Origin of the sequence: Paenibacillus sp. MCAF9 (genome assembly GCF_052114265.1) — a bacterium.
Taxonomy (GTDB): Bacteria; Bacillota; Bacilli; order Paenibacillales; family Paenibacillaceae; genus Pristimantibacillus.
Genome location: NZ_JBFREL010000005.1, coordinates 172,800 through 197,654, shown reverse-complemented (window position 1 = coordinate 197,654; position 24,855 = coordinate 172,800). Strand labels below are relative to the sequence as shown.

Genomic DNA, 24,855 nt, shown 5'->3' with positions numbered 1-24,855 from the left:
ATTATCTATTTATTCGTAAAGAACGGCTTTAACCTCTTCGTTATCGATGTTGGTTTTGTCGTACCATACGAAACCGCTGTCGATAGCGGGTTCAACCGTTTCGCCTTTGGCAGCCGCAACTGCGGCTTTTACCGTTTCATAGCCGATGCCAACCGGATTTTGGGAGATAGCGCCAGCCATCGTGCCATTCTTGATCGCATCGATCTGTGCTTTACCGGAATCATAACCGATAACCGTCACTTTACCGACCGCTTTTGCTTCCATTACTGCATTAATTACTCCAATGGCGGAACCTTCATTGGTACCGAAGAAGCCCTTGAGTTTCGGGTACGCTTGCATAATCGCCTTTGCCGCATCGGTCGATTTGAGATGATCTCCCCCGCCGTACTGAATATCTACAATTTTAATATTTGGGTATTTTTCCTCGATACGCTTCTTGAAGCCATCGCGACGATCGATGCCCGTGCGGCTCGTTTGGTCATGGGCAATAATCGCAATCTCGCCTTCACCGCCGATTAATTCCGCCATTTTATCTGCTGCAACACCAGCGGCAACCGCATTATCCGTTGCTACTGTACTAAGCGGAATGTCACTGTCAACGCCGGAGTCGAATGCAATAACAGGAATGCCGGCGTCTTTAGCCTTCTTGAGCAGCGGGATCGAAGCTTGGCTGTCCAGTGCAGCGAAACCAATTGCGCTAGGCTTTTTATCCAATGCAACTTGCAGCATTTCAAGCTGTTTGTCGACTTGGGATTCAGACTCTGGGCCTTCGAAAGTGATATCCACGTTCAGCTCTGCTGCTGCCTTCTCTGCACCGATCTTAACCGCTTGCCAGAATTGATGCTGAAATCCCTTGGAAATAACCGGAACATACATTTTCTCCGTGTTCGCAGGCGCTTCAGAGCTCGGTTTTTTAGTTGACTCTGGCGCATTTGTAGGTGAATTGCTGCCTCCGTTCGAGCTGCAAGCGCTAATGAATACTACGAGTACCAAAGCCGCCATCATCCATACTTTTCTCATGTTCATATCCCCTTCATAATGAATTATATTTGCATTTATATATAACCTCCGGAGGAGACTATATCGCTGTTAAGCCTTGCGACGACGCAAAATATCCGCATATACCGCGAGTAAAATAACAAAACCAACCACGACCGTCTGCCACTCTTGAGGAACCGACATGATGCGTAAACCGTTCGTCAATACGCTCATAATGAGTGCGCCGATTACGGTTCCCAAGATCGTTCCCTTGCCGCCGCTTAATGAGGTGCCGCCGATAATTACCGCTGCTATCGCTTCCAGCTCGTAACCCGCGCCGAGTGAAGGATGCGCCGTGTTCAGCCTTGATGCCATCAGAATGCCGGCAATTCCCGTAAACACGCCTGTAATCGTATAAATCACGATTTTCCAATTTCGCACGTTAATGCCGGATAGACGCGTCGCCTCTTCATTGCTGCCGATTGCGAAGTTGTAACGGCCAACAATCGTTCGGGACAATAAGATGCTCCCGAGGATGGCTACGATGAAAAAAATAAGGACAGCGTTCGGAATATCGAAGCCTGGAATAAGGTCACCTAATACCGACCCTAATGATATTTCCATAAAAACTTCATTGTCGGTAAAATAGATCGGCTTGGCTCCAGATATAACTAATGCTAACCCTTTGGCAATCATCATCATCGCGAGCGTGGCGATAAATGGCGGAATTCCCAGTCTAGCAATCGTAAAGCCTGATAAAAATCCGCATAACGCCCCGGTTAGCAAACCGCCGATAATACCAATTGGAATAGGCAGACCCCAGATCGTAATGAAGACGCCAGTCATGACTGCGGACAGCGTCATGACCGTGCCAACCGAAAGATCAATGCCGCCCGTAATAATGACGAACGTCGATCCTAACGCCAGTACGCCAATAACCGCGGTGGAGAGCAAAATGCCAATGAGATTGGAAAAATGAAAGAAATTATCCGATGCGATAGAAAAAAAGATAACGAGCAAAATCAAACTTCCAAATACTAAGAGCTGCTGCAGCCCTGACTTAATCGCAAAATGCGATTTCTGCTCAACCACTGTTGTTTTGTTCATGCTTCTCTTCCTTTCCCTCCCGACCTTATCCGATTCGATCTGTTGCATAAGTCATAATCTGCTCCTGGGTCGCGAGATGATCATTCATAAGCTCCCCGGTAATTCTTCCTTCGCACATCACGATGATACGATGACTTAGCCTTAAAATTTCCGGCAGTTCCGAGCTAATCATAATGATCGATTTGCCTGCAGCCGCCAAGTTCTCAAGAAGCTTATAAATCTCGCTTTTGGCTCCGATATCGATCCCCCGAGTCGGCTCATCGAAGATTAGGATGTCGCAGTCCCTCGTTAACCACTTTCCAATGATGACCTTCTGCTGGTTCCCGCCGGATAGAAATTTCAGCTTCTGTTTTATGCTTGGCGTTTTTACCTTAAGCTCCTCCACGATTTGAGTCGAAATCTCATTCATGCGTTTTTCGTTCATCCAAAAACCAGCCCTTGTGAAACGACCAGCCGTTGCCAACGTGGCATTCGTTGAAACATCCATTTCCAGCAGGCACCCAAAGTGCTTCCTATCCTCGCTCAAATACCCAATGCCATGCTTCACGGCCTGATGGGGCCCGTTAATCCGTACCTTGCGGCCATGCACGTGGATCTCACCGGAATCGAGCGGATCAGCACCGAAGATTGCCCGGGCAACCTCCGTTCTTCCTGCGCCGACTAATCCGGCTACGCCAAGTATTTCGCCCTTGCGCAGCGTGAAGCTTACGTTGTAAAGAACATTTCTACGGTTTAGATTACGTACCTCAAGCATGCTTTCGCTCGATTCGTCCTTTAACCGGTTCGTCTTATCCAATTGATAGAGCTCTCGGCCTACCATCATCGAAATAATTTTATCGATGCTTGTATCGGCGGTCGCAACCGTATCAATGTAGCTTCCGTCTCGCATAACCGTGATGCGATCGGTAATTCGTTTCAGCTCCGCCATACGGTGGGAGATGTATACAATGCCTACCCCTTTAGCTCGCAGCTGGACGATAATCTTAAACAATTCCTCAATTTCCGCATCACTAAGCGCGGCTGTCGGTTCGTCCATAATTAACACTTGAGAGTCGTAGGAAATGGCTTTAATGATTTCAACCATTTGCTGCTTGGCGACCGTCAGCTTCGATACAAGCGTGGTAGGGTCGATATCCAGATTCATTTGTCTGAGCAAAATGGTGGTTTGTCGATTCATCTCTTTCTCGTCCAGAAACAGTTTTATCGCTTTCCGCGGCTCTTTGCCGATAAAAATGTTTTGCGCGACGGTAAGATCGGCTGCGAGATTCATCTCCTGATGAATCATGCTGATTCCCTTTTTTTGAGCGGCTCGTGTATCCGGAATCCGTACTTCCTCTCCCTGATAGAGAATGCGTCCCTCGTCCATCTGATACACGCCAGTCAACACCTTCATCATGGTCGATTTCCCGGCGCCGTTCTCCCCCACAAGTGCGTGTACTTCGCCAGGCCGCAGGTCGAACTTACAATCCTTTAAGGCATGAACCCCGGCAAAACTTTTCACGATTCCTTCCATTTGCACTAGACTCTCACTCATCGCTTCATCTCCCCTCTCCTTATTCATGTTGTTACCGATAACTTTACACGGTTCATTCCGCCACTTACATGTGATTTCTTCTTGTAAGAGTCGAATAATTTTGGGGATTCAATCCGTTAGAGACCAACTAAATAATTTCAATTAAACTTTTCATTTTGGACGCTACGCGAGCAGATCATTCTTACGATCGCTGTTGCAGCCAGATTCTTGGATTTGATAAGACATTTAAAGGGTAGAATCCGGCCGCAAAGGCGAACACTTCGTATCTCCAGAACGATCTTCTCGCTTCGCTTAAACTACTAGTTCAACCTATTTAGTCGTTAACAACAAAAAAGCAGAGCAGGCTTACGCCTACTCTGCCAATCTTCCATTATTCTGAGCTTCGTTCATCTATTCATTTCCAACAAACGGAAACAACAGCTTCTGATTCTCCTCTTCATACATATTTTGTTTCGTTATAAGCAGTGAGCCCGTATCGATAAGCTTCGCAGCCTTCTTGCCCTTAACAACCTCCATGGCCGTTTTAATGCTGAGATAACCCATTTGAAAAGGCCTTTGAAGCACCGTAGCATTCATGACGCCTTCATCCAAAAGCTTAATCTCGTTGAAAGAACTATCGAATCCAATCAGCTGCACTTTCCCCTTTAATCCCAGTTCCTGAATGGCTCTTCCCGCTCCAACCGTAGTCGGCTCGTTGAGACCGATAATGCCGAACACATCATTATGCTGCTGCAGCATTTCCATAGCCAATAAATAGGAATTTTGCTCGGAGCCCTCGCCATTGTACGTACCTAGCATTTCGATTCCGGGATAATTTTCTAAAACTTCATGAACGCCCTTTTCCCTGTCGATATGAGAAGCAGCGCTTTTGACATAGCTTATAATAGCTATTTTAGCCTTATTTTTGATCAAGCTTTTCATCGCTTCGCCCGCTTCTCTGCCAGCGCTGACGTTGTCCGTCGTTACGATGCTATCGGCTGCATCAGACTTGATTCCCGAATCGACGATAATAAGCTTAATTCCGCTCCTTTTTATTTTATCTGCGACGGGTACGAGTCTCTCGTAATCGGTCGCAGCCAATACGATTGCATCTGGCTTATTTAATATCGCTTTCTCCACAAGGGCAATTTGTTCATCAACGTCCGTTTCCGACTTTGTCCCCCATACCTGAACGTTTACATTAAACTCTTGGGCAGCTTCATGCACGCCGTCAATTAATACCTGCCAAAATTCTACTGATGTATCGATTGTTTTAAGGATTACCGTAACCTCTATCTTCTTTTTCGCAGATAATCCGTTATGCCCATATACAAAAACGGCCACAGCGATGAGAAGGAGTGCAACGGCGGTTGTTACCCACTTATGACTTCCTGCCATGTCTCTCGTCCTCCAAAACTTGGCGTAATTTGGGAATACGGATATAGACGGTTGTTCCCTCTCCTAGCACGCTCTGGTAGGTTAATCCGTATTGCGCCCCGTAATAAAGCTTAAGCCGTTCCTGAACATTTTGCACGCCGACTCCTCTTCCGCCCTCCGTAACGGAAGCTGGAAGATGAAGCGACTTTAATTTCTCCTCCTCCATCCCATTCCCGTTATCTTCAACAATCAGAATAATGTCCGTGTCCGTTTCTTCGCAAGCAACCCGGATGAAACCAGGTCCCTGCTTCATCTTAATGCCATGATAGATCGCATTTTCAATAAGCGGCTGCATAATGATTTTGATGACCCGATATTCCTGAATCGATTCGGATATTTCGATATGATAATCCAGCTTATTTTTATACCGCATTTTCTGAATCATTAAATAGTTTGTAATATGCTCAATTTCAGTTTTAATCGAAACCAGTTCCTCACCCTTGCTGATCGATGAGCGGAAAAGCTTGGCAAGCGCTGAAGTCATTAACACAACTTCCCTAGACTTATTGCTCTCGGCCATCCATACTATGGAATCAAGCGTGTTATAAAGAAAATGAGGGTTGATTTGGGCTTGAAGGGCGCTGATCTCACTCTTGCGTTTTTGTTCCTGATCGAGTACCGTTTGCTGCATCAGCTCTTTAATTTTACCGACCATCATATTAAACGCTCTTGCAAGCCTCTGGATTTCTACCGTTTTGTGACCGGGGACATGGATATCGAAATTCCCCTTTTCCACTTCCTTCATATAGCCCTGCAAGCGTTTGATCGGTTGGCTCACGCGTTGAGATAAAAATAATGAAATAATAATTCCGATAATAATACAGATGATTCCCAAAACAATAATAGACAGCAGCACATTACTCTGATTTTCAGCTAATTCGCTTACGTAGGAGACACCGACAATTTTCCAGCCAAACTCAGAATCCTGAACCGTGTACATTCGGCTTTCGCTGCCTTGATTGCTTATGAACGTTCCGTTTCTGACTTCCAGCACTTTATCGATCATCTCTGTTTTCAAATTACTATAAATCAATTGCTGCTGGGGATGATAGACGATTTTTCCATTCGAATCGATGATGAATAAATATCCTCTTTGGCCTAGTCGAATATCCTTGAACATGTCATTCATAACGCTGAAATTCAAATCGACCAAAAAAACGCCCAGCTTCTTGTTTCCGTCCTTACTGACCAGTTCCCGGCTCAAGGATACGACCCAAGGATACATGTCTTTAAAAATAGGCTGCACGTGCGAAGAGGAAATAACGCTTTGCCCACCCATGCTTTTAGCGTTCCTATACCAATTCATACTTGTAATATCGACGTTTGGATTTAGCTCGAGCTCTTTGCGGCCTGACACGAACTGTCCGCCATAACCGAAAATGTTCGCTGAGCTAATATCCGTTCGGGATACCAGCATCCCTCCTAACATTTCGGAGATCGCTTCCTTGTAATCCTTCTCTTCCTTTAAACTATTAAAGGAAGCTGAGGATAAATAAGCTTGAACCGCATAATTGCCAGCTACAAGATCAGACATATACTTCATGCCGTTAATGTAGGATTTAATATTGTTGTTTACCTGTTTCACCAGCTCCGTAGTATACGTCTGCGCTGTGGAATTAACGGAATCCTTAGTTAAGTAAAAGGAAGTAACGCTCATCATAATGCTTGTCATAATGATGAGCGCGACCGAGGCAAGCACCATATTCGTCTGAATACTCGGCAATCGCGAAAACATTCTCACTCGTATCACACTAACCCTTTTATTTTTTTATGACGATAATCCGTTGGGGTTTCTCCCGTATACTTCTTAAATGCGCCGCTAAAATAATGAGGATCGCTGTATCCAACGGCATATGCGATCTCATAGCTCTTTAAAGCTGACACAATTAATAATTCCTTCGCTTTCTCCATACGCAGATGTGTTACGAACTCTACGAACGTTTTACCGTTGGTTTGCTTGAATATGGTGCTGAAGTAACTTGAGCTCATCGATACGTGATAACACACCGACTTTAATGATAGCTTCGGGTCCATATAATGCAGCTTGATGTACTCTATCGCCTTTGCGACTTGGAACACACATTGATGCTCCCGCATGCTTTTGATTGATCCGACTACTTTCGCGCATTGTTCCTTCAGCCACACTTCAACTTCACCCATCGACGCAAACTTAGTCATTTCATTCATTGGAGCTTGGTTTGCTCCGAACACTTGTGCACTGTCAATGCCCATGACATAGAGCGTGTGCATAATCGTCAATACAATCCGTTGCAGATACATGTGGCAAATATCGAATGGAAAAGCATGTTCGCGGAACATGATGAAGATTTGCCCAATCCATTCATCCATCTCTTCCGTTGATCCGGTTTTCAGTTTCGTGACCAGTTCACTTTCCCAATCAATGAGCGACAACAACTCCGGCCGCTTTCGCTGCTCCATATCCCATATGCATATAATTTGATTGGTACCGATGACAAAACGATAATCAAGCGCTGACAAAGCAGATTGATTTAAACGCTGCACTTTGTCCGTTAAGCTGCATACATGTCCGATGCCTATAGAAAGTTTAACAGGCAGGTAATCGGTTATCGTACTGTGAATTTCTTCAGCCACCTGCGTCGATAGATCATGCAGTTCATCCCTCTGATGACCAGAAATGATGACATGCACACGATTTTCCCGATCTCTAAAAATAAGTGTCCCGGAACGGTCAGCTATAATTTCCTGGGCAATGTTATAAACAGCAAAACGAATAAGTTCCTCGTCGGACAACGTCTTAGGCTGGCTCCATACGAACTCGTCTACTTCTATGGCCAGCTCAATCACGAAGGAGCCGTCCCACTCAATATCAAAATAGCTAAAGTTCTCATTCTTTTGTTTTTCTGTCATTGGCGAAGTCGCAAATCGTTCCAAAAAACGCTCTTTCAACAAAGGCTGGCTCTCCCTCAATTGACGCTTCAACTGCTCGAAATCTTGCATTTGATTTCTTTCGCTGTCAAGCTCAGAACGAAGCTTACAAATGACCTGCTCAAGTTCCGCTGCCGTAACCGGTTTTAAAATATAGTCAACAGCTTGCAATTTCAAAGCCTGCTGGGCAAAATCGAAATCATCGTAGCCTGTAAAAATAATGACCTTCACTTTCGGGAAATTAGCAGAAAGCTCGCGCGTCAGCTCAATGCCGTTCATGAACGGCATTCCAATATCGGTCAACACGACATCCGGCGTATGACGGTTAATGAAATCTAGCGCTTCCTTGCCGTCCTCGCAGCTGCCTATGCATTCGAAACCTAGCCTCTCCCAATCCATTTGATCTTCTATCGCTTCTCGAACCAGCGCCTCATCGTCGACAATCAACAACTTGTACATAAGATCCCCGCCTTGTTATCTAAGGTACTTTGCATGTTTACAACAACGATCCATGATGTTAACAGGAATTGAAAGCGCAATCATATTGTTTGGGTCAAAATACTTGAAACCGGGCATGTGGTCTATGAAGCATTCTCTTAGCTGTAGATTGAATTTAAATAGAGTGATTGATTTTATACGAATTCCTTTCATCGTATAAGAGGAATTTGGTTATGTAAATGTAAATATATTCGGAGTTAGTCGAATTTTCTCTTTTTTTAAACGTATGACAAATCCAAGGTTACGCGCTATTCATACATTTTGGTCGCTGTGCTTAAACTTCATTTCTTTTGTTCCATTTAATCATAATTAAATGGTTTCTTCATTCATCCTAATCTGCAAATAAAAAGGATGCCAGCCTTGGCTAATCGCCGCTGACATCCTCACTGATTAAGACTCTACGATCCGCTGGCAACAATTCTGCTGACTGGTCTTCTTAATTCTCATCCAGCTCCAAAATACGGAGCAGAATTGTAATGACTTCCGCTCTTGTAGCCACGGCATTGAAGTCAAACTTGCCGCCTTCCTTGCCCTGCATAATCCCTTTTGCAGCTACTGCGCCAATCGCGCCCTTTGCCCACTCTGGCAGTTTAGCATGGTCAGTAAAGTTTGCTGCTTTGTCCTTTTGGTCTTCCAGCTTCAACGAGCGAGCAATCATAACCGCAAGCTCAGCGCGCGTCAAACCGCTATTTGGTCGCAGCGTTCCATCTGCATAGCCGCTTAAAATCCCCGCTGATACAGCCTGCTCAAGCGCTTCTTTTGCCCATGGAGCAATGTCAGCTTCATCATTAAAGGCATGCTGCTTTCCATCACTTTGTACAGTCAATGCACGGAATAACATCACTGCAAATTCCGCACGGGTTACTGCCGCATTTGGCTTGAAGGTTTGATCCTTGTAGCCAACCACATAGCCTTTAGTCACTGCTTTACGAATCGCAGCTTCCGCCCAGTGTCCGGCAATATCCTTCAATTCAACCTGGTTCTCTTGATTTCCGCCGGTGTTGCCACCGTTGTTGCCGCCATTGTTACCGCCGTTGTTGTTGTCAGGTGTTGTATCACCTACTGTAATCGTCAACACCTGCGGCTGTCCTGCGCTAAACTCAAACGTTAGCTTCGCAATACCTTTTTGTAATTTCGCCAAGTAAGCCGTCGTAAACGTGATCTGATCACTATTCACAACATAATCAGTTCCAGCCTGCAGCTGTGTACTGCCGTTCTTAATGGCTGTCAGTGTATTCCCTTTAAGCTCCAGCTTTATTGCAATTTCTTGCTGCTTGCTAGGGTTTAGATCAAATTCAGCAGCAGCTTTGCTGATTTCGCTATCTTGAACGATAGGTTTGATTTTGTTAAGAAGATCGGTCTTAACTTCGCCGTCTGCCATAATAGTGACAAAGTTGCGAGCTATAGCGTTATCGGCAGCTGATCCAGACGCGAGAGCCTTTGAAACGGCAGCGCTTGCCGATGCTTCAAGCATTTCATTGTATTTGCCTGCGCCTAACAGATATAGGTCGGTAAATGAACTTGAATTTTTTAATTGTCCACTTTCAACCTCAAAGGTGGATCTGGTGCTGTCTGATTCACGCGAGCTGTCAGATTCATTGAGCATGATTGATATTCCGATTCTTCCGTTCGTGAGCTCCGATGCAGGATTATTATGAACGGTATTAAACGGAATCTTTAAATCGTAAATCGTCGTTTTCGTATCTTCATCTCTCGTAATCTTTGCTGCGATATCAGTAATCGGAGCAGTCGGTGCATTGACGCCTGTCGGACGAGTCCAAGCCCATATTACTTCTTTGTTGTCATTGGTGAGCGCGAACCCCAATTCATTCCGCGTAGTACTGTTGGTTGCGGGATTGCGTAAATCAATGCCTAACTGCAAATTATCCTCTCTCCATATATTGCCTCCGGTCTGGCTATTGAAGTGCACGTCGTCAGTAACGACAATGTACGCGTATAAATTGCTGTCGTCCCATGCGAAACGCGATCCTACGCTGAGGTCTTGCGGACCATCCCACGTTCCCGAAGTGACATAATCTTTGGTGTCCATTACAAATGCCGGAGTTGCAGCACTCTTTGCCGGATTTTCTGCACCTGCAGGACTTACCTTTTCGGCGTATGCTGCGTCAAATTTTGCCGTATAGGTATATGCTTTTCCGTCATCGAGTTGAAGCTTGAATGTGATCAGACCTGCAGCATAATACGGTAAATCTACGGTTACGGATTCGCCAGCCGCAAGCGCGTTAAATGTAATGGGAGTGAAATCTTTAGCATAAGCAGCCGGGGATACAATTGTTAATGTTCCGGGTGCAGAGGCTCTTCCTCCGACATTATACTTAACGATGAATTGTTGTTTATCTCCGTTTTTGGTTAGGTTGAATACAAACGGTTCCGCCAATAAATCCGAGCCGTAAATGCCATACGGATTGTCCGCTGGATTGCTGTTTCTCAAGCCGGATGCGTAATAATTGTTGCTAAGCTCAACCGATGTGCCGCTCTCGCGCAGCATGGCATACACATTATTATTCTGGCCGTTCTTGGACGGCTGGAAGTAAGAAGTGTATACATGCGCCTTACCGCCGTGGACATCAATACCCGGGTTGTTGCCGGGCAGCTGAGTGAAGTTTGCTTGCTGTAAGCGAACGATACCGTTATTTACGATTGCTCCCGCTACGGTCGGGCTTCCCCAGAACGCGCTGTTGTACAGGACTAGTTCAGCGTCTTGGTGGATTTTCGCGGTATTAGCTGCATCTCCCATTCTGACATACGCTCTATTCGGCTCCGTCGTGATGTTCGTATTAACCAATTCCGAGTTGATCGCGATTATTTTGGTGTGTTCGTCAGCGTCTTCCACATAGAGAGCATAGGTGGTTCCATCCGAACCGTGACCAATCATCGTCATTTTTCCTGGGTATGCGAATTCGCCGTTCCCCAGGTCTCTTTTCAGGAAGTGTATGCCGTATACCGAACCGAAAACGAAATTGTTGAAAATCGTTTGGTCTTCCACATCGGCGAATTTAAGCGCACTCATGTATCTTTGTACGAATCCGTACAAATCACCGGTAGGTGCCGAATATCCTTGGCCTCCCGGAAGTCTCAAAGCGTAGTGCGGATTGAATTGCATATTTCTAATAAATCCGCCTTCCGCGCCTCCTCCGACCCAGATGCCTGCTCTGAGGAGCGTGCCGCCTAAATAGTCTACATAGTGACCATCTGTTTTATAGGAAGCCAGATCTATTCCTTTATCCCCAATTGGGATCGTTAAATTGATTGCATATACGCCTGCGCCTTGTCCCTGTACCAAAAACGGAGTTTTTAGCGTTAGGTTAGGGTTGTCGAGATTGACGCTCGTTATATTCGTTTGCGCAATGTTAAGTCCTCTGAGCCCTGCGTTTGCCTTAAGCTGAATAAGAGAATTTCCGTTTTCTCCCTCAGCCCCGCCGGTGTACGCTGTAAAGATCGCCGTGCCGCCGCCTTGTGTATGGTGCTGTACGTCCCATGTTCCTCTAAGTTCAACACCCTCGGGAACGATGACAGGACTATTCAGTCTATATCTTCCACCAGGTAAATAGATCGTACCGCCGCCGTGATTAGCTTTAATATAGTCAAGAGCTTCCTGCAGCTTTGCAGATATATCTACGGTCGGTGCGTTGCCGGTTAACGAGCGCGGGAAGTCAAGTCTAAGCACTGCGCTTGATGTCGGTCTAGGATGTTCGTCAATATCTGTTTTTACGTCCTTCGGAATAGGTTCAAATAGATAATCAACATCATTAACGATTTGTACAGTCGTGTTTTTACCGTCAGCCTTAACGTCAAGTTTAAGGTTATCGATGTGAGCGGCAAGGTCAGCGCTCTCGATGTTAAGGTTATAACCTGAATTTACCGATTTGAATGTTCCGAAGTTTGCTCCAAAATGTGCATGTTTGTCTGCCTGTTTGAAATTGCTCTGACTGACTAATGCGCTTCCTCGGCCCAGGAAGTTCAGCGCATAATTGTCATATTCATCAAACGTGCTATCCTCAAAGGATATAACTCCGCCTCTGGCGTTGCTTACAATCGGACCTTTAAATGCAACTCCGTTGAATTGAACAGAAGTGTCGAAACGTTCGTTGAAATATACTGCTGTGTCGCCTCCGAATTCCGAGTTCGAGAGCAGCAGACCGAAACCGTTAACGTTGTCAATGTATATACCCGTTTGGCTGTCTTCGATTTTCAATCCATAGAATTGCGCGTTCGGTGCTTCGTCGCCCCCAGGTTCTCTTCCGATCCACATCCCCGTCTTATACCCGGAAATATTCAATCCCGAGACATATTCCCAATCTGATCGGTGCATCATGAATCCAGTAGCGTTCGCTCTTGTGTACGCTCTCGCATCCGCAAGAGACGGTGCGCCGTCAAGACCTGAATTCGCCCAGTATTTCGGGTCAATGTCAACGTTCTCAATACGTCCGATGTCTGTACAGGTGTGAACCACGATGCCCTTGTAGAGAGCCGTCATATTGCTGTTCACAACATAATGCATTTCGCTCGGCAGGGAAATGAATCCTCCCCAAGCGTTTACAAGAGTAACGTTATCAAGCGTCACGCTGTTTCCGGTTCTCTGATAGAACGTCCACGGATACGGAATTCCTTTTATATCCTCAAATTCCCCTGTCTTCTGACCATCTGCGTTCCTCTTTTCAACAGTGGTAGTAGCATTAATATCTTGATTCGGATACCATACGGAAAGGTTCGTTACACCTGTGCCTTGTTCCATGTCTATGAATCTATCGGACACGTTAGCTACTTTTTTGCCGCCAGTCTGATTTTCTCTCTCGTCAGAGTCAACATACGTGTCATAATTGGCGGAATTATGTCCGGCATAGACTGCGAGAATAGTTCCGTCGATTTTACCATCGTAATCGTCCGCATCCGGATTATCCCATTCGCCACGGAGCTGTACGCCTGCCCGCAAATTTAAAACCTGTTTATATTCGTAGGTTGTACTGCCTGTCGTGCTTTGAACGCTTATTGTGCCGGTAGTTTCCGTGTAGAACGCAAAGGTTCCCGCCGGAATATAGACTACGCCGCCGCCGTCATTATAAGCCGCATCAATCGCCGCCTGGAAAGCCTCTCTGTTATCGAAATCAACTAAGCCTTCCGCTTCTGCCATCTCTGCTGTTTTCGCACCGAAAGCGAGTACGTTAAAGTCCGATATCGCCCAATCTTTCGCGTCGTGTTCCTGAACGATTGCCGTTCTCATGTGTTTTGCGTAATCATATCGATCCGGAACTGTGAGCACAAAAGTTTTAGTCTTGGTTACAGGAGCGGCTACAGGACCTCTTTTTACCGTCGCCGTAAGCGTCACCTCGCCTCCGCCGTCCGGACGGTTTGTCGGTATCACGCCTGCAGTGGTTATAAGGGCAGCAGCGGAGGTCGTCCATGTAATATCCGTCATATTTTCACCCATGGACGGAAGAACTAAGTTCGTTGTCACATTAGTCTCCGAAGCATTCACGCCTTTGATTAAATTCCATGTCAGTTTATTCAACATATCGTTTACCGCTTCCTCGTCGGTTCCGGTCCCTGTTCCGCGAACGACGATATTAAATGTTTTAACAACGGGTGTTGCCGTTCCTTTGCTTACTGTCGCCGTGAGTGTTACGGATGTGTTCACTCCTTGACGAACTACTGCGCCGGTGTTGCTGTTGATCACCGTGTTATTGGTTGATGCCCACACAATGTTCGTATTCGATGAACCCGCCTTAGCAAGATTCAAATTGGTTTCAACCAGATCCTGTCTGGTATTCGTACCCTTGATCGCGTCCCAAGTCAGCGCGTCCGAAACAAGTTTTACCGCTTCTTCATCCGTTGGAGGAATTTCGGTTATGCGTATGCTCTGTATGATTGCTCCGGCTGCACCGATCCGGAAGTGCGCTCCTTGATTTTGTGCTCCTATCGCAAAATTAGCTCCGTTAAGCACACCCTTTGAAGTCACCCAAGCGTTTCCGCTTCCTGTCGCCGGAAGGCTCGCTGATCTATACGCTTCAAATCCAGAGAAGCTGCCGGGATATATAGTGTTATACTGCAACGAAATACCGCCCGCGGCGCTCGGTCTCCAGTAGGTGACCGCTAATTCGACCTTGTTTGCTTGCTTAAGCTTAAGGTCGTCTACAATGACGTACATAAAGTTGCCGATCTTCACAGCGTTTACGCCGCTTTGAGTGACTACATCCACTGCGGTACCGCCGTCTCCCATAAGGCTGATGCCTATGCCTTTGCCTTGTAGTCCTTTGTACGGTCCGGCCGGATCTCCACCGTCGCCGAAACCGCTTCCAATGGTATCGACTGCATCAAATGATTCAGGCTCGTTGAAGTCAATGAACACTTCAGCAAGTTCGTTAGTCGTACTGGCTACTGTCAAATTGAAAGTTTTATGAACAGGTGCTGCATTGCCTTTGGTTATTTTCGCCGTAAGGGTTACGGATTTTCCTACGTCAGGGTCGCGAGTTACACTGCCAGTAGCGGTATTTATGATACCTGCAGGTTCAGCCGACCATTCTATAGCCGTTTCGTTCGCACCCGTTGTCTTAAGAGTCAACCCCGTTCTTACTTCGGATTGAATAACATTCGAATTCCTAATCGTGTCCCATGTCAGCTTATTTGCTGCGTCCGATATTGCTTGATTGTCGTCAAGATGCTCCACTTTAACTCTTGTATGCGTTCCTGCGAAAGGATATTGCGTATTTTGAGCCGTGCGTGCGAATGTATAATAGATGTTTCCTGTTGGTTTTGTAAATGTCGCAGTATAAACGCCTGTACCCAGAGTACCTGTCGTCCAATCGCCGATCGCAGGAGCGTTACCAGTGGTGTTGATTGCAAACTGCACAGCCTGACCGTTTGTTGGCGCTGCTGAAGATAACGTAACGTTGCCCGTTGCCTCAACAGCTGTAGGAATAGGTTTCGGCGAATCAAAGGTATTCTGAAAACGCGGGTTCTTGATATAGATGTCGCCTTGGGGCACGGAAGACCATTGCATTTGCAATCTCCCCGCCTGTACCGTATCCAAATGAACGGGATTGAAACCATTCGGAGAATTGGCTGCTGATAATTGCGCATAAACCGTAATCCATTCATTAACCTTTCCATTTTTGATTTCGTTAACATTAAGGTTAAGACGCGAATTGGTGTCTAGATTGTTACCGCCACTTGCCATGGCGATCCAGTTATTGCCGCTGAGCTTTAAAAGGTCCGAATGTGTAACATACATATCAAAAACAAAATATTGATTCGCATAAGCTGATAAATCCTGATTGCCGCTGCTGCTAACAAAGCGGGCATCCCAAAGCCGTTCAACGCCGGCGCCTATTTTTCCAGCACCCAACTTAACCGCGTTATTTCCGTCCGGCGCATTAGCGCTGCTCGTTCCCTCTTCTATATTAGGAAAATACGTCGCAGCCCGGGCGTTGACCTCCGCCGGCACGGCTTTCACCGTCAAGGTAAACGTTTGTGTAGCACTTGCATTACCCTTGGTTATTGTCGCCGTGAGTACTACGGTTTTGTCTACTTCCCTATTCAATAAACGATTTACGCCTCCGGTACTGCTTATTGCCGCATTGTCCGAAGCCCATGCTACGTTAGTTGTTCCTATTGCTGTCGGAAGGCTAAGTTGTGATTTCACATCGTTATTCGAAGTATTACTGCCTTTAATCGCATCCCATGTCAGAGACGCCGCCGCCTCATTTACCAATGTTTGTTCGTCAATAGACGTTACCGTAATTCTTGAAGATGCGCCGATGAAGTTGTAGCTGTTGTCTGCTTTCGCCCGCGCGAATACATAATAAGTCTGCGCTGAAGGCAATGTGGCAAATTGATGAGAATAAACATTATCGTTTTTACTTCCATCCACCCAGCCGGCTGCGGGAGCGATCCCATCTTCGCTTATTGCGAATTCCACAGCTTGCCCGCTAGCCGGTGCGTTCGCAGTTACTGTTTTTGTTGCTACATCAAGTGCGGGAGCCGTTGACGGTGAAACCGGAACGCCTAGCGTACTTTTCTGGAAACGCGGGTTTTTTATGAAAACGTCAGTGCTAGGTACACTCGTATCCCATTGCAGATGCATGGCTAGTCTGGTTACTTTGTCTAACCAGGCGTCATTGAAATTCCCGGCTACGGCACTTGACGAAGATAACTTCGTATAGACCGTCGCCCATGTGCCCACTGCAGCATTTGTGACTCCGCTCAAATCAAGCTGGAGACGAGAATCGGCGTTGAACTTATCCGCAGCGGGATTACTGTCGCTTACGATGACGAGCCAGTTATTGCCTAGCATATTTTTAAAGCTCGCATTTGGAATATACATCTCGAAAACGAAGTATCCGTTCTTGTAAGCGGATACATCTTTTAGAGGCGCTACGCTCGGCGTAAAGAGGTTATCCCAAGGCCCCCCGCCCTTTGAGGTTCCGGTGTTTAAACTCCACGCTTTCTGTCCGTCCGGCGCATCGGCGTTTGTCGCCGTATTACCATCTGCCCCTGCATTTACGGTCAAAAGAGATACGTCATCTCCCCATGCCGCGCTGACTGCCATAAGCGGAGAAAACAAAGTAAATAGCATCGCTGTCACAAGTAAAGATGCTAATAATCGTCTTTTTTTCATTCTCAAATTTCCTCCATATATCCTATTTTTAGGTTTTGAAGAGATCCCATAACTCTTTAAAACTTCTTCACTTAAATACTAAATTCAAAACTTTCTATGATTTTATGTAGTGCACAAAAAAAGTGATCCTTTACACCCAATATGAACCCCTCATGTGTGGCCTGACAACACTTTCCCGCTTTTATGCTAGCTGCCGCATCACCTCTACTATTCCATATGTCCAGTCTTGTAAATGCGCACCCGTCCACAATTGACCCGATGTTAGCGTTTTCACGAGCTCAAAAAAATAACAAGATTCAAAGAGCGATAAGCGTACGTGCAAATAACGTAATCTCACTACTTCTTTTAACCCTGTAATAAGTTCCCGGAACACGATTTGTATATTGGGGACTTATCTTATCATACGAGTGTTGCAATAAAGTTCCAATGAGGCAGTCTTATCCTTTACGGGGGCAATATTAATTTAATGAAAACAGAGCGCCGTCTCGCTATACTTACATTTAATATATATCGAGTACGAGGAATAGGACGAGGTATCGTCCCCAATCACAATTCAACTTGTAATTTTCAAATCTACCAGTTCGTCAACCCCTGCCTCCTCGTTCCAATGAACTAGCTCAGCCCTAGATTGAATTCAATCTTGATTTCAATCCTAAATTTCAATTCCTCCTGTAATCTTCTAAAGCAAATAGGCTTCACCAAAAAAACCACTTCAGATGAAGTGGTTTGAGTTAATAGTTTGGAGGTGCCTAGGGGGATCCTCACCCTGCTGAGCTAAAGGCCTGGATATAAAAACTCGATATTTCTTTCTTATAGGTGTGTTTTACCCTAAGTAGACTGCCGCAGGAATCGGTTTAATTACCATAGACATAGAAAACCCGCCTAAACAGTTTGATATCTGCTCAAGCGGGTTTTTCCATGAATCTTATCTATCGATTGAACCCAGCGTCTGTAGCATCCTGATGAATACAACCGCCGCTTGCGCGCGTGTCGTCTCCCCCTTCGGATCGAACGTATTTGCGCCCGTGCCTGTCATGATATGAAGCTTGACCATCAGGCGAACGTCCTCAAGATAGGCTGTATCCGCGTTTCCGATATCCTTGAAGCCATTAAGGCTCACCGGCTCTTTGGATATCGGCAACTGTTCAAGTCTCGCCACTGCTGCCAGCATATTAGCCATTTCCTCTCGTGTAAGCGGCTGATTAGGAGTAAAGTTGTTTCCCTTCACAAAGGCGAGCAGTCCGAGCTCCTTCGCTGTGGCTACCTCGCCGGAATACCACGTACCTGGTTTGACATCGTCATAAGGCGCCATGTCCGTATCAGATGTGCCGCGTCCAAGCGCCCGGACTAACATAGCAGTAAACTCTGCTCTGGTTACCGCTTTGTTGGGATCATACAATCCGCCGCCTACACCTTCGACTAGACCTTTCGCGGCAGCAATATCAACATCAGATTTGCTCCAATGCTGCTGTACATCGGCAAAGCTTGCCGTGTTTTGTGCCACAACGTAGATACTATTTGAATAGGAGCTGATCTTCACAACCCATACGCCCTCAATCTGTTTCTTCTCAGCTGCCACAAACTCCAATTTCCTTGTCGTTACGTTATAGCGGAATGCACCCCATTGCGCAGGCATGCCTGTCACGCTCTTGGGCATCGGAATCACTCTTGTAAGCGCCTTGCTGAACTTATCTGCCGTTCCGATCGCTTGTCCCGTCTTGGTGTTTATGATTTCGATATGAAAATCTACAATCGCACCCATCGCTTGCCCATTCGGCAGGCTGTTTGCAAATACTGCTTGGATGTCCTTGTCGCCGGACTTGTCGGTTAGCGTGATTTTAAAGCTAATGTCATCGTTATTCACGTTATTCTTAGCTAGCAAGTCTTTCAGACCCGGAATGAGCGATGCCAGATTAACCGGCACTTGATAGCTACCGTAAAGGGTCTTAATCTCGATGAAGAAGGTAGCATTCTTGCCCTCAATGCTCGTCAAAATACTTGCTGGTATTCTGACATAGGCAACGCCGTCTTTTGGTGTAACTTCAAGAGTGACGGACGGCTTACTGCTGTCGATTTTTGCCGAGTCAATCATAATGCCGTTTTGGTCAATATACAAATGGGTTGAAGCAACAGGAGTAGTTCCACCACTACTGCTGCTATTAACAACCTGCGATACAGTAAATGTTACCGGCGTCATGCCTCCGGCCGACACTGTTACCGTAGCCCTATATGTCCCTGCGGCGAGTCCGTCATTCGCTTTTAACGTAAAGGTCGTCGAAGGCATCTCACCACTGAGCGTTGTCACCGTCGGCTGCGTAATCGTAAAGCTACCGGCGTTCGTACCGCCGAGCGCTGTCGCCAAGCTCGCCAAGTCGCCAGTTCCCGTTCGTGTCACTGTGACCGTTTTCGTTTCCTGCGTCCCCGATGCATAGCCCACAGTCAGCACATTTAGCTCCTCATCCGACAACTTGCTAATCGCGTATGTAACAACAAACCTCGTATATTGGTCCGCTGCCGATGTCGCCGATGTACCGCCCGGCGTCGTTACCGTTACATCTACCGTTCCTGCATTACCCGCCGGGGCGATGGCCGTGATTTGTGTCGCCGAGTTGACTGTATAGGACGTCGCCTCCGTTGTACCAAACCTCACCGCCGTTGCACCGGTCAGATTCGTTCCGGTCAACGTGACGGACGTGCCTCCGGACGTTGGACCCGATGTCGGCGACATGCTCGTAATCGTCGGTTTGGCATGGTACTTATATTGGTCCGCTGCTGATGTCGCCGTTGTACCGCCCGGCGTCATTACCGTTACATCTACCGTTCCTGCACTACCCGCCGGGGCGATGGCCGTGATTTGTGTCGCCGAGATCACCGTATAGGACGTCGCCTCCGTTGCACCGAACTTCACCGCCGTTGCACCGGWCAGATTCGTTCCGGTCAACGTGACKGACGTGCCTCCGGACGTTGGACCCGATGTYGGCGACATGCTCGTAATCGTCGGTTCAGCATGGTACTTATATTGGTCCGCTGCCGATGTCGCCGTTGTACCGCCCGGCGYCRTTACCGTTACRTCTACCGTTCCTGCACTACCCGCCGGGGCGATGGCCGTGATTTGTGTCGCCGAGWTSACYGTATAGGACGTCGCCTCCGTTGTACCAAACTTCACCGCAGCTACTCCGGACAAATTCGTACCGGTCAACGTGACGGACGTGCCTCCGGACGTTGGACCCGATGTCGGCGACACGCTTGTAATCGTTGGCGCGGATATATACGTATATTGATCCGCTGCCGATGTCGCCGTTGTACCGCCCGGCGTCGTTACCGTTACGTCTACCGTTCCTGCACTACCCGCCGGGGCGATGGCCGTGATTTGTGTCGCCGAGATCACCGTATAGGACGTCGCCTCCGTTGCACCGAACTTCACCGCCGTTGCACCGGTCAGATTCGTTCCGGTCAACGTGACGGACGTGCCTCCGGACGTTGGACCCGATGTTGGCGACACGCTTGTAATCGTTGGCGCGGATATATACGTATATTGATCCGCTTCCGATGTCGCCGATGTACCGCCCGGCGCCGTTACCGTTACGTCTACCGTTCCTGCACTACCCGCCGGGGCGATGGCCGTGATTTGTGTCGCCGAGATCACCGTATAGGACGTCGCCTCCGTTGCACCAAACTTCACCGCAGCTACTCCGGACAAATTCGTACCGGTCAACGTGACTCTCGTGCCTCCGAACGTTGTTCCCGACTTTGGAGACACGCTTGTGATAGTTGGTGCGGCTATATACGTATACTGATCCGCCGCCGATGTCGTTGATGTGGCACTCCGTCTCATTACCGTTACGTCTACTGTTCCCGAACTACCCGAAGGAGCAGTTGCCGTGATTGACGTTTCCGAATTTACAGTAAAGGACGTTGCCGGTGTTGCACCAAACATCACCGCGGTTGCCCTAGAGAACTTCGTACCGGTCAACGTGACGGTCGTGCCTCCGGATGTCGGACCCGATGTCGGTGATACGCTTAATATCGTTGGGGCGATTGCATCTACTAGTACGTTCACCGTACTCCCCACGCTATTAAGCCTTAATACTGCAGCGTTGCCTGCTTCATCCTTAATTGATCCGCCATTCAGTGACAAGGCTCCAATGGTAATCCCGTTACTATCAGATCGTCCGGTTTGGACGGTATATCTAAATTGCAACGCGCTTGATCCCGAACCGCTTGCATAGGTAGCATACACAGTCGTTGTTCCTACAATTAATGTGATTGTTGGACTGCCCGTTACGACCACGATATCGTCCATGTTCACTATAAAAATCAAGTTCTCACCTGCATCATAAGTGCCATCGGCAGGAACAGCTACATTTGTAACTAAAGGCCTAACTGTGTCGACATAGTAATTGTTAGATACGGTGGTTCCGCTCCCCACACCGCCTGCGGTAATTACACCTGAATGATTGAGCGAAATTTGAAAGGGTCCGCTAAGATTACTTAAAGGCGGCGTGAGGGTGGCGGTATAGGTGATATTGTCAAAGGTTGTTAATCCACTTAGGGTCCCACTACCTATTGTCAAATCAGCAAGGTCAAATCCAGTCACCGCTTCTGTAAAGGTAATTGTCACCAGTGAAGTTTCTCCGGAAGTCAGAAGATCGTCAGCTACTACGATAGCGGCTGTTGGAGTGGCGGCAAATGCCTTGTCAAATAAGTACAATGGCAGCAAACTTAAAATGATTACACCAATAAATAATTTTTTTATTGTTCTTGTTCTGTACATACCCTGTTACCCACTCTCTAAGTTAGGATTCACCGCGATATTTCAACCAGAATAAACCGTTCCGAACAAATTTCACACGAAAAAAAAGGCTCAACCCGTCAAACTATGTAATGAACTGAATATTTTAATATTCAAGTTAGAAGCCAATGACTCTGGTCGACGATGAATTGATTTGTTTTATGAAACGGTGACATTTTTTTGGATTGGATAGAATTTGCTGAAAAACGAGCTTTAATCGTTCCTGCTTTTGGAGAAAAGGTTGTAACTGCTTTGCGTGATGGATACGAGCGTAATTGAGTACCATGACGATTTTACCTATCGGGTACTCTTCTAGCACACGTTCGAGAAACCGTTGAAACGCAGTGGTGTCACACTCTTCGACCTCCTGATGTGTTGTACGTCCCGTTTCGTAGTTAACAACAGCAAGCAACTTCGCCCCTTCATGGCGGCCGTATGTAGGGATATTTCGTTGTTGCCCCTTGAGAAACAAGTTGTATTGCAGCGCCAGATATGAACGAATCATCGACTCGTTTTTATATAGTAAGTGATCCATTATTCCTTGCATGACCTGCTCTTTCAGTGCTGAGAGCGTGATCTCTCGAAATGCTCTTTGCTCAGCCCACGTTTGCGCGGGCGAGTATATATGTAACTTTGGTGCAGCTAAATCCAAGCTGTGTAAGTAACTTAGATATACCTTTTTCCGTAAACGACTGGCCGAACTGACACTCGATCCAAGCGGTCAAGAAAGCTAGTGTCCAGGTATGCCGAGCTTCGAAACCCAGATCGAACGGTATCTTGCTGACAATCGTCTTGGCGATTTCTCACAATTGTTCATCCGTCAGTTTTCAAGGGCCACCGGGAGCATGACCAAGATTGATTGCGGGCATGCCATCCTCCTAATAGCTCTTCCAATAGGTGCTAATAGATTGATAGGTTCTTCTAAAAATATCTACAAAGAATAGGATCGGCCTAAATGAAGACGAACCGCCAAGAAACGCTCATACAAGCGTGTATTATCCGTTTGTTTCATCGCTTCGGTTATTTCTTGAATTTTATTTTGTGTTGTTAATGTCTATACCGCCCTTCGGTTGTCTTTCTTTTTCTTTATCTGGATTGGCGAGGTACATCACTTTGTAGAAACTATGAGTTCAACTTATATAGCAAAAAATTCTCATCCAGTTATTTGCTATTATATAACATTATCCGTTCGTGTTCAGTAAATTATTATCGAATTTTATCGAATGTTCTTGCGAAACGCACCTTCCTCGTTCGATCAGCATATGTCCATACAAAACAAAAAACGCAGTTTCGAAGAACTGCGCGCATTCAGTGTTTTGGTGGACCTTAGCGGGACCCTCACCCCTGACCTCATATCTGCCAGTGATATGCTCTCCCGTGTGGGGCTATTACACTACCCCAATTTATCTAGCATTCGACGGGTGGGGCATTCAATTCATTCACGATATACATGCATCAACTCATTAAGGCTCTACCGATTCGGCTACCTTCATGGCCTCGTCGCCCGAAATCGGACCGGACACGCCATAATGAATGCCGTCAACCACCCAGAACAGTTCCGTGAACTCGGCTTGCTCGAAAATTAAGCCGTCCGCTCCGCCCACTTTGGTCTGGGTGAACAGGTCCGTCGGGAACGCCGCCGGCATGCGGCTCGCGCTGAACGTCACCGTCTTTTCACCCGAGCCGTATGTGAAGTTTAAATCTCTGAGCGGTTGGTCCTTCATTCCCACGCCGACGATCTCAGCCAACTTGAAGCCTTCCGGGGCGACTTGAGGAACAAGCACACCGGAACCGAAAGCTGCTTTGGCTGCCTCCGCCGTTCCTAATGGAGTTGTAATCAATTGGGACAACTCCGAGCCTGTGGCTCCTCCGTTTCCGGGCGGCACGATTTCCGACGAATTATCCGTTGGCGTCGGGACTGCGGAGGGCTCTTGCAGCATCGGCAATCCCGCCACTATGACGACTGCCGCGACCAGTGCTGCCGCTCCTGCAAGCCAGGCTTTCGGAAGAACGAATCGGCGGCGGCCTCTCGCTTCCGCGGCGGCTTGTTTCCTGATTTTCTGTTTAACGCTATCGCTCAATTCCATTTTAGAAAACAACATATCATCAGACTCCTTTTGCAATTGTTGACGTAAATTACGCTCCATGTCCGTCATCGGTTGTCTCCTCCTTGCGCATTTCCCGAGCCAACGCCTCGCGCGCCCGGTGCAGTCTGTTTCTCACGGTACCCTCGGGCGACGACGTCGCTTTCGCAATTTCCCGTGTGTCCAAGTCCAGATAATAGTATAAATACAAAGCCTCCTGATACGGCAGAGGCAGACGCAGCATATGCCGCAAAATCTCGCTTTTCTGCAATCTTTTAAGCGCTTCTTCTTCTACGTTGAATATCCGTCCCCGCTCCATCAGGCTGGGATCGGTCGGCTGTTCCGTAAACATCCGCACACCCATCTTGTCCCGGCAAACGTTGATTGCGATCGTCGTCAACCAGGTTTTAACCGCGCTATCTCCACGAAATGAGTTCCAGTTGCGATAAGCGCGAAGAAATACCTCCTGACTGATATCCTCGGCAAAATGCCGATCCCCGGTATAAAAATAAGCGGTGCGCATGATCGTCGAGCCAAAGCTTTCCATCAACTGCTCTAGAGCTTGAGTGGGATCTTTCGGGAAATTTTCCTTGTTATTCGAGCCGGCCGGCATCACTGAATCATCACCTCCACCTATTAGACGGCCTGAGCGCATTTTTCGCTGCACTGCGCTTTAAATCTGACAATCCAATAAAGATTTCGCGAATTTGAGCTTAATTGCCCATATTCCTTCTTGCTTGAATTTCAAACGATAAAAGCCACATGTACTCGTCTATCTTGTAGGGTGTGGTGATGGAATATGTTCAGCGCATGTTCGTAGGCCAATCGGTTTCGACGCAAGTTTGTACGTATTCATATTTAACCCAGAAGTTGTTGGTTTGATTGCGAAAGACATTTCATTATT

12 protein-coding genes are annotated in these 24,855 nt (G+C 47.0%); all 12 read right to left on the bottom strand.

Annotation, left to right across the window (positions count from 1 at the left end):
- Window positions 1–9: 9 nt before the first annotated feature.
- The gene (locus AB4Z45_RS11185; protein ID WP_441909286.1) at window positions 10–1,026 is read right to left on the bottom strand and encodes an ABC transporter substrate-binding protein; all 1,017 of its coding nucleotides are present in this window, start codon (window positions 1,024–1,026) and stop codon (window positions 10–12) included.
- Window positions 1,027–1,089: 63 nt separating this feature from the next.
- On the bottom strand, window positions 1,090–2,085 hold the full coding sequence (locus AB4Z45_RS11180; RefSeq protein ID WP_441909285.1) for an ABC transporter permease: 996 nt from the start codon (window positions 2,083–2,085) through the stop codon (window positions 1,090–1,092).
- 25 nt (window positions 2,086–2,110) lie between these two features.
- Window positions 2,111–3,619, bottom strand: a complete 1,509-nt coding sequence (locus tag AB4Z45_RS11175) for a sugar ABC transporter ATP-binding protein (protein WP_441909283.1) — start codon at window positions 3,617–3,619, stop codon at window positions 2,111–2,113.
- A gap of 390 nt (window positions 3,620–4,009) precedes the next feature.
- Window positions 4,010–4,996: a substrate-binding domain-containing protein gene (locus AB4Z45_RS11170; RefSeq protein ID WP_441909281.1), complete on the bottom strand. Its 987-nt coding sequence runs from the start codon at window positions 4,994–4,996 to the stop codon at window positions 4,010–4,012.
- Window positions 4,980–6,770, bottom strand: a complete 1,791-nt coding sequence (locus tag AB4Z45_RS11165) for a sensor histidine kinase (RefSeq protein ID WP_441909535.1) — start codon at window positions 6,768–6,770, stop codon at window positions 4,980–4,982. Before AB4Z45_RS11165 ends, AB4Z45_RS11170 begins: the two co-directional genes overlap by 17 nt.
- Before the next feature lie 11 nt (window positions 6,771–6,781).
- Complete coding sequence (locus tag AB4Z45_RS11160) at window positions 6,782–8,401, bottom strand: response regulator transcription factor (RefSeq protein ID WP_441909279.1); 1,620 nt, start codon at window positions 8,399–8,401, stop codon at window positions 6,782–6,784.
- 475 nt (window positions 8,402–8,876) lie between these two features.
- Entirely contained in the window at window positions 8,877–17,075 is an 8,199-nt protein-coding gene (locus AB4Z45_RS11155) for an immunoglobulin-like domain-containing protein (RefSeq protein WP_441909278.1), read from the bottom strand.
- A gap of 925 nt (window positions 17,076–18,000) precedes the next feature.
- Complete coding sequence (locus AB4Z45_RS11150) at window positions 18,001–21,849, bottom strand: IPT/TIG domain-containing protein (RefSeq protein ID WP_441909276.1); 3,849 nt, start codon at window positions 21,847–21,849, stop codon at window positions 18,001–18,003.
- Between the two features lie 136 nt (window positions 21,850–21,985).
- Window positions 21,986–22,414, bottom strand: a complete 429-nt coding sequence (locus AB4Z45_RS11145; RefSeq protein WP_441909275.1) for a transposase — start codon at window positions 22,412–22,414, stop codon at window positions 21,986–21,988.
- Window positions 22,415–22,463: 49 nt separating this feature from the next.
- Window positions 22,464–22,592, bottom strand: coding sequence for a winged helix-turn-helix domain-containing protein (locus tag AB4Z45_RS11140; protein WP_441909273.1), 129 nt, complete (start codon window positions 22,590–22,592; stop codon window positions 22,464–22,466).
- A 738-nt stretch (window positions 22,593–23,330) separates the two neighbouring features.
- A complete protein-coding gene (locus AB4Z45_RS11135; RefSeq protein ID WP_441909271.1) occupies window positions 23,331–24,023 on the bottom strand; it encodes a DUF4367 domain-containing protein in 693 nt (230 codons plus the stop codon).
- Window positions 24,004–24,564, bottom strand: coding sequence for a sigma-70 family RNA polymerase sigma factor (locus AB4Z45_RS11130; RefSeq protein ID WP_430061645.1), 561 nt, complete (start codon window positions 24,562–24,564; stop codon window positions 24,004–24,006). The genes AB4Z45_RS11135 and AB4Z45_RS11130 overlap by 20 nt, the downstream gene beginning before the upstream one ends.
- Window positions 24,565–24,855 lie beyond the last annotated feature (291 nt).

What these genes read in the sequence shown, in the direction of transcription:
- AB4Z45_RS11185 (WP_441909286.1), bottom strand. Translation starts at nt 1,026, where the DNA reads ATGAACATGAGAAAAGTATGGATGATGGCGGCTTTGGTACTCGTAGTA.
- AB4Z45_RS11180 (WP_441909285.1), bottom strand. Translation starts at nt 2,085, where the DNA reads ATGAACAAAACAACAGTGGTTGAGCAGAAATCGCATTTTGCGATTAAG.
- AB4Z45_RS11175 (WP_441909283.1), bottom strand. Translation starts at nt 3,619, where the DNA reads ATGAGTGAGAGTCTAGTGCAAATGGAAGGAATCGTGAAAAGTTTTGCC.
- AB4Z45_RS11170 (WP_441909281.1), bottom strand. Translation starts at nt 4,996, where the DNA reads ATGGCAGGAAGTCATAAGTGGGTAACAACCGCCGTTGCACTCCTTCTC.
- AB4Z45_RS11165 (WP_441909535.1), bottom strand. Translation starts at nt 6,770, where the DNA reads ATGTTTTCGCGATTGCCGAGTATTCAGACGAATATGGTGCTTGCCTCG.
- AB4Z45_RS11160 (WP_441909279.1), bottom strand. Translation starts at nt 8,401, where the DNA reads ATGTACAAGTTGTTGATTGTCGACGATGAGGCGCTGGTTCGAGAAGCG.
- AB4Z45_RS11155 (WP_441909278.1), bottom strand. Translation starts at nt 17,075, where the DNA reads ATGAAAAAAAGACGATTATTAGCATCTTTACTTGTGACAGCGATGCTA.
- AB4Z45_RS11145 (WP_441909275.1), bottom strand. Translation starts at nt 22,414, where the DNA reads ATGCAAGGAATAATGGATCACTTACTATATAAAAACGAGTCGATGATT.
- AB4Z45_RS11135 (WP_441909271.1), bottom strand. Translation starts at nt 24,023, where the DNA reads ATGACGGACATGGAGCGTAATTTACGTCAACAATTGCAAAAGGAGTCT.
- AB4Z45_RS11130 (WP_430061645.1), bottom strand. Translation starts at nt 24,564, where the DNA reads ATGCCGGCCGGCTCGAATAACAAGGAAAATTTCCCGAAAGATCCCACT.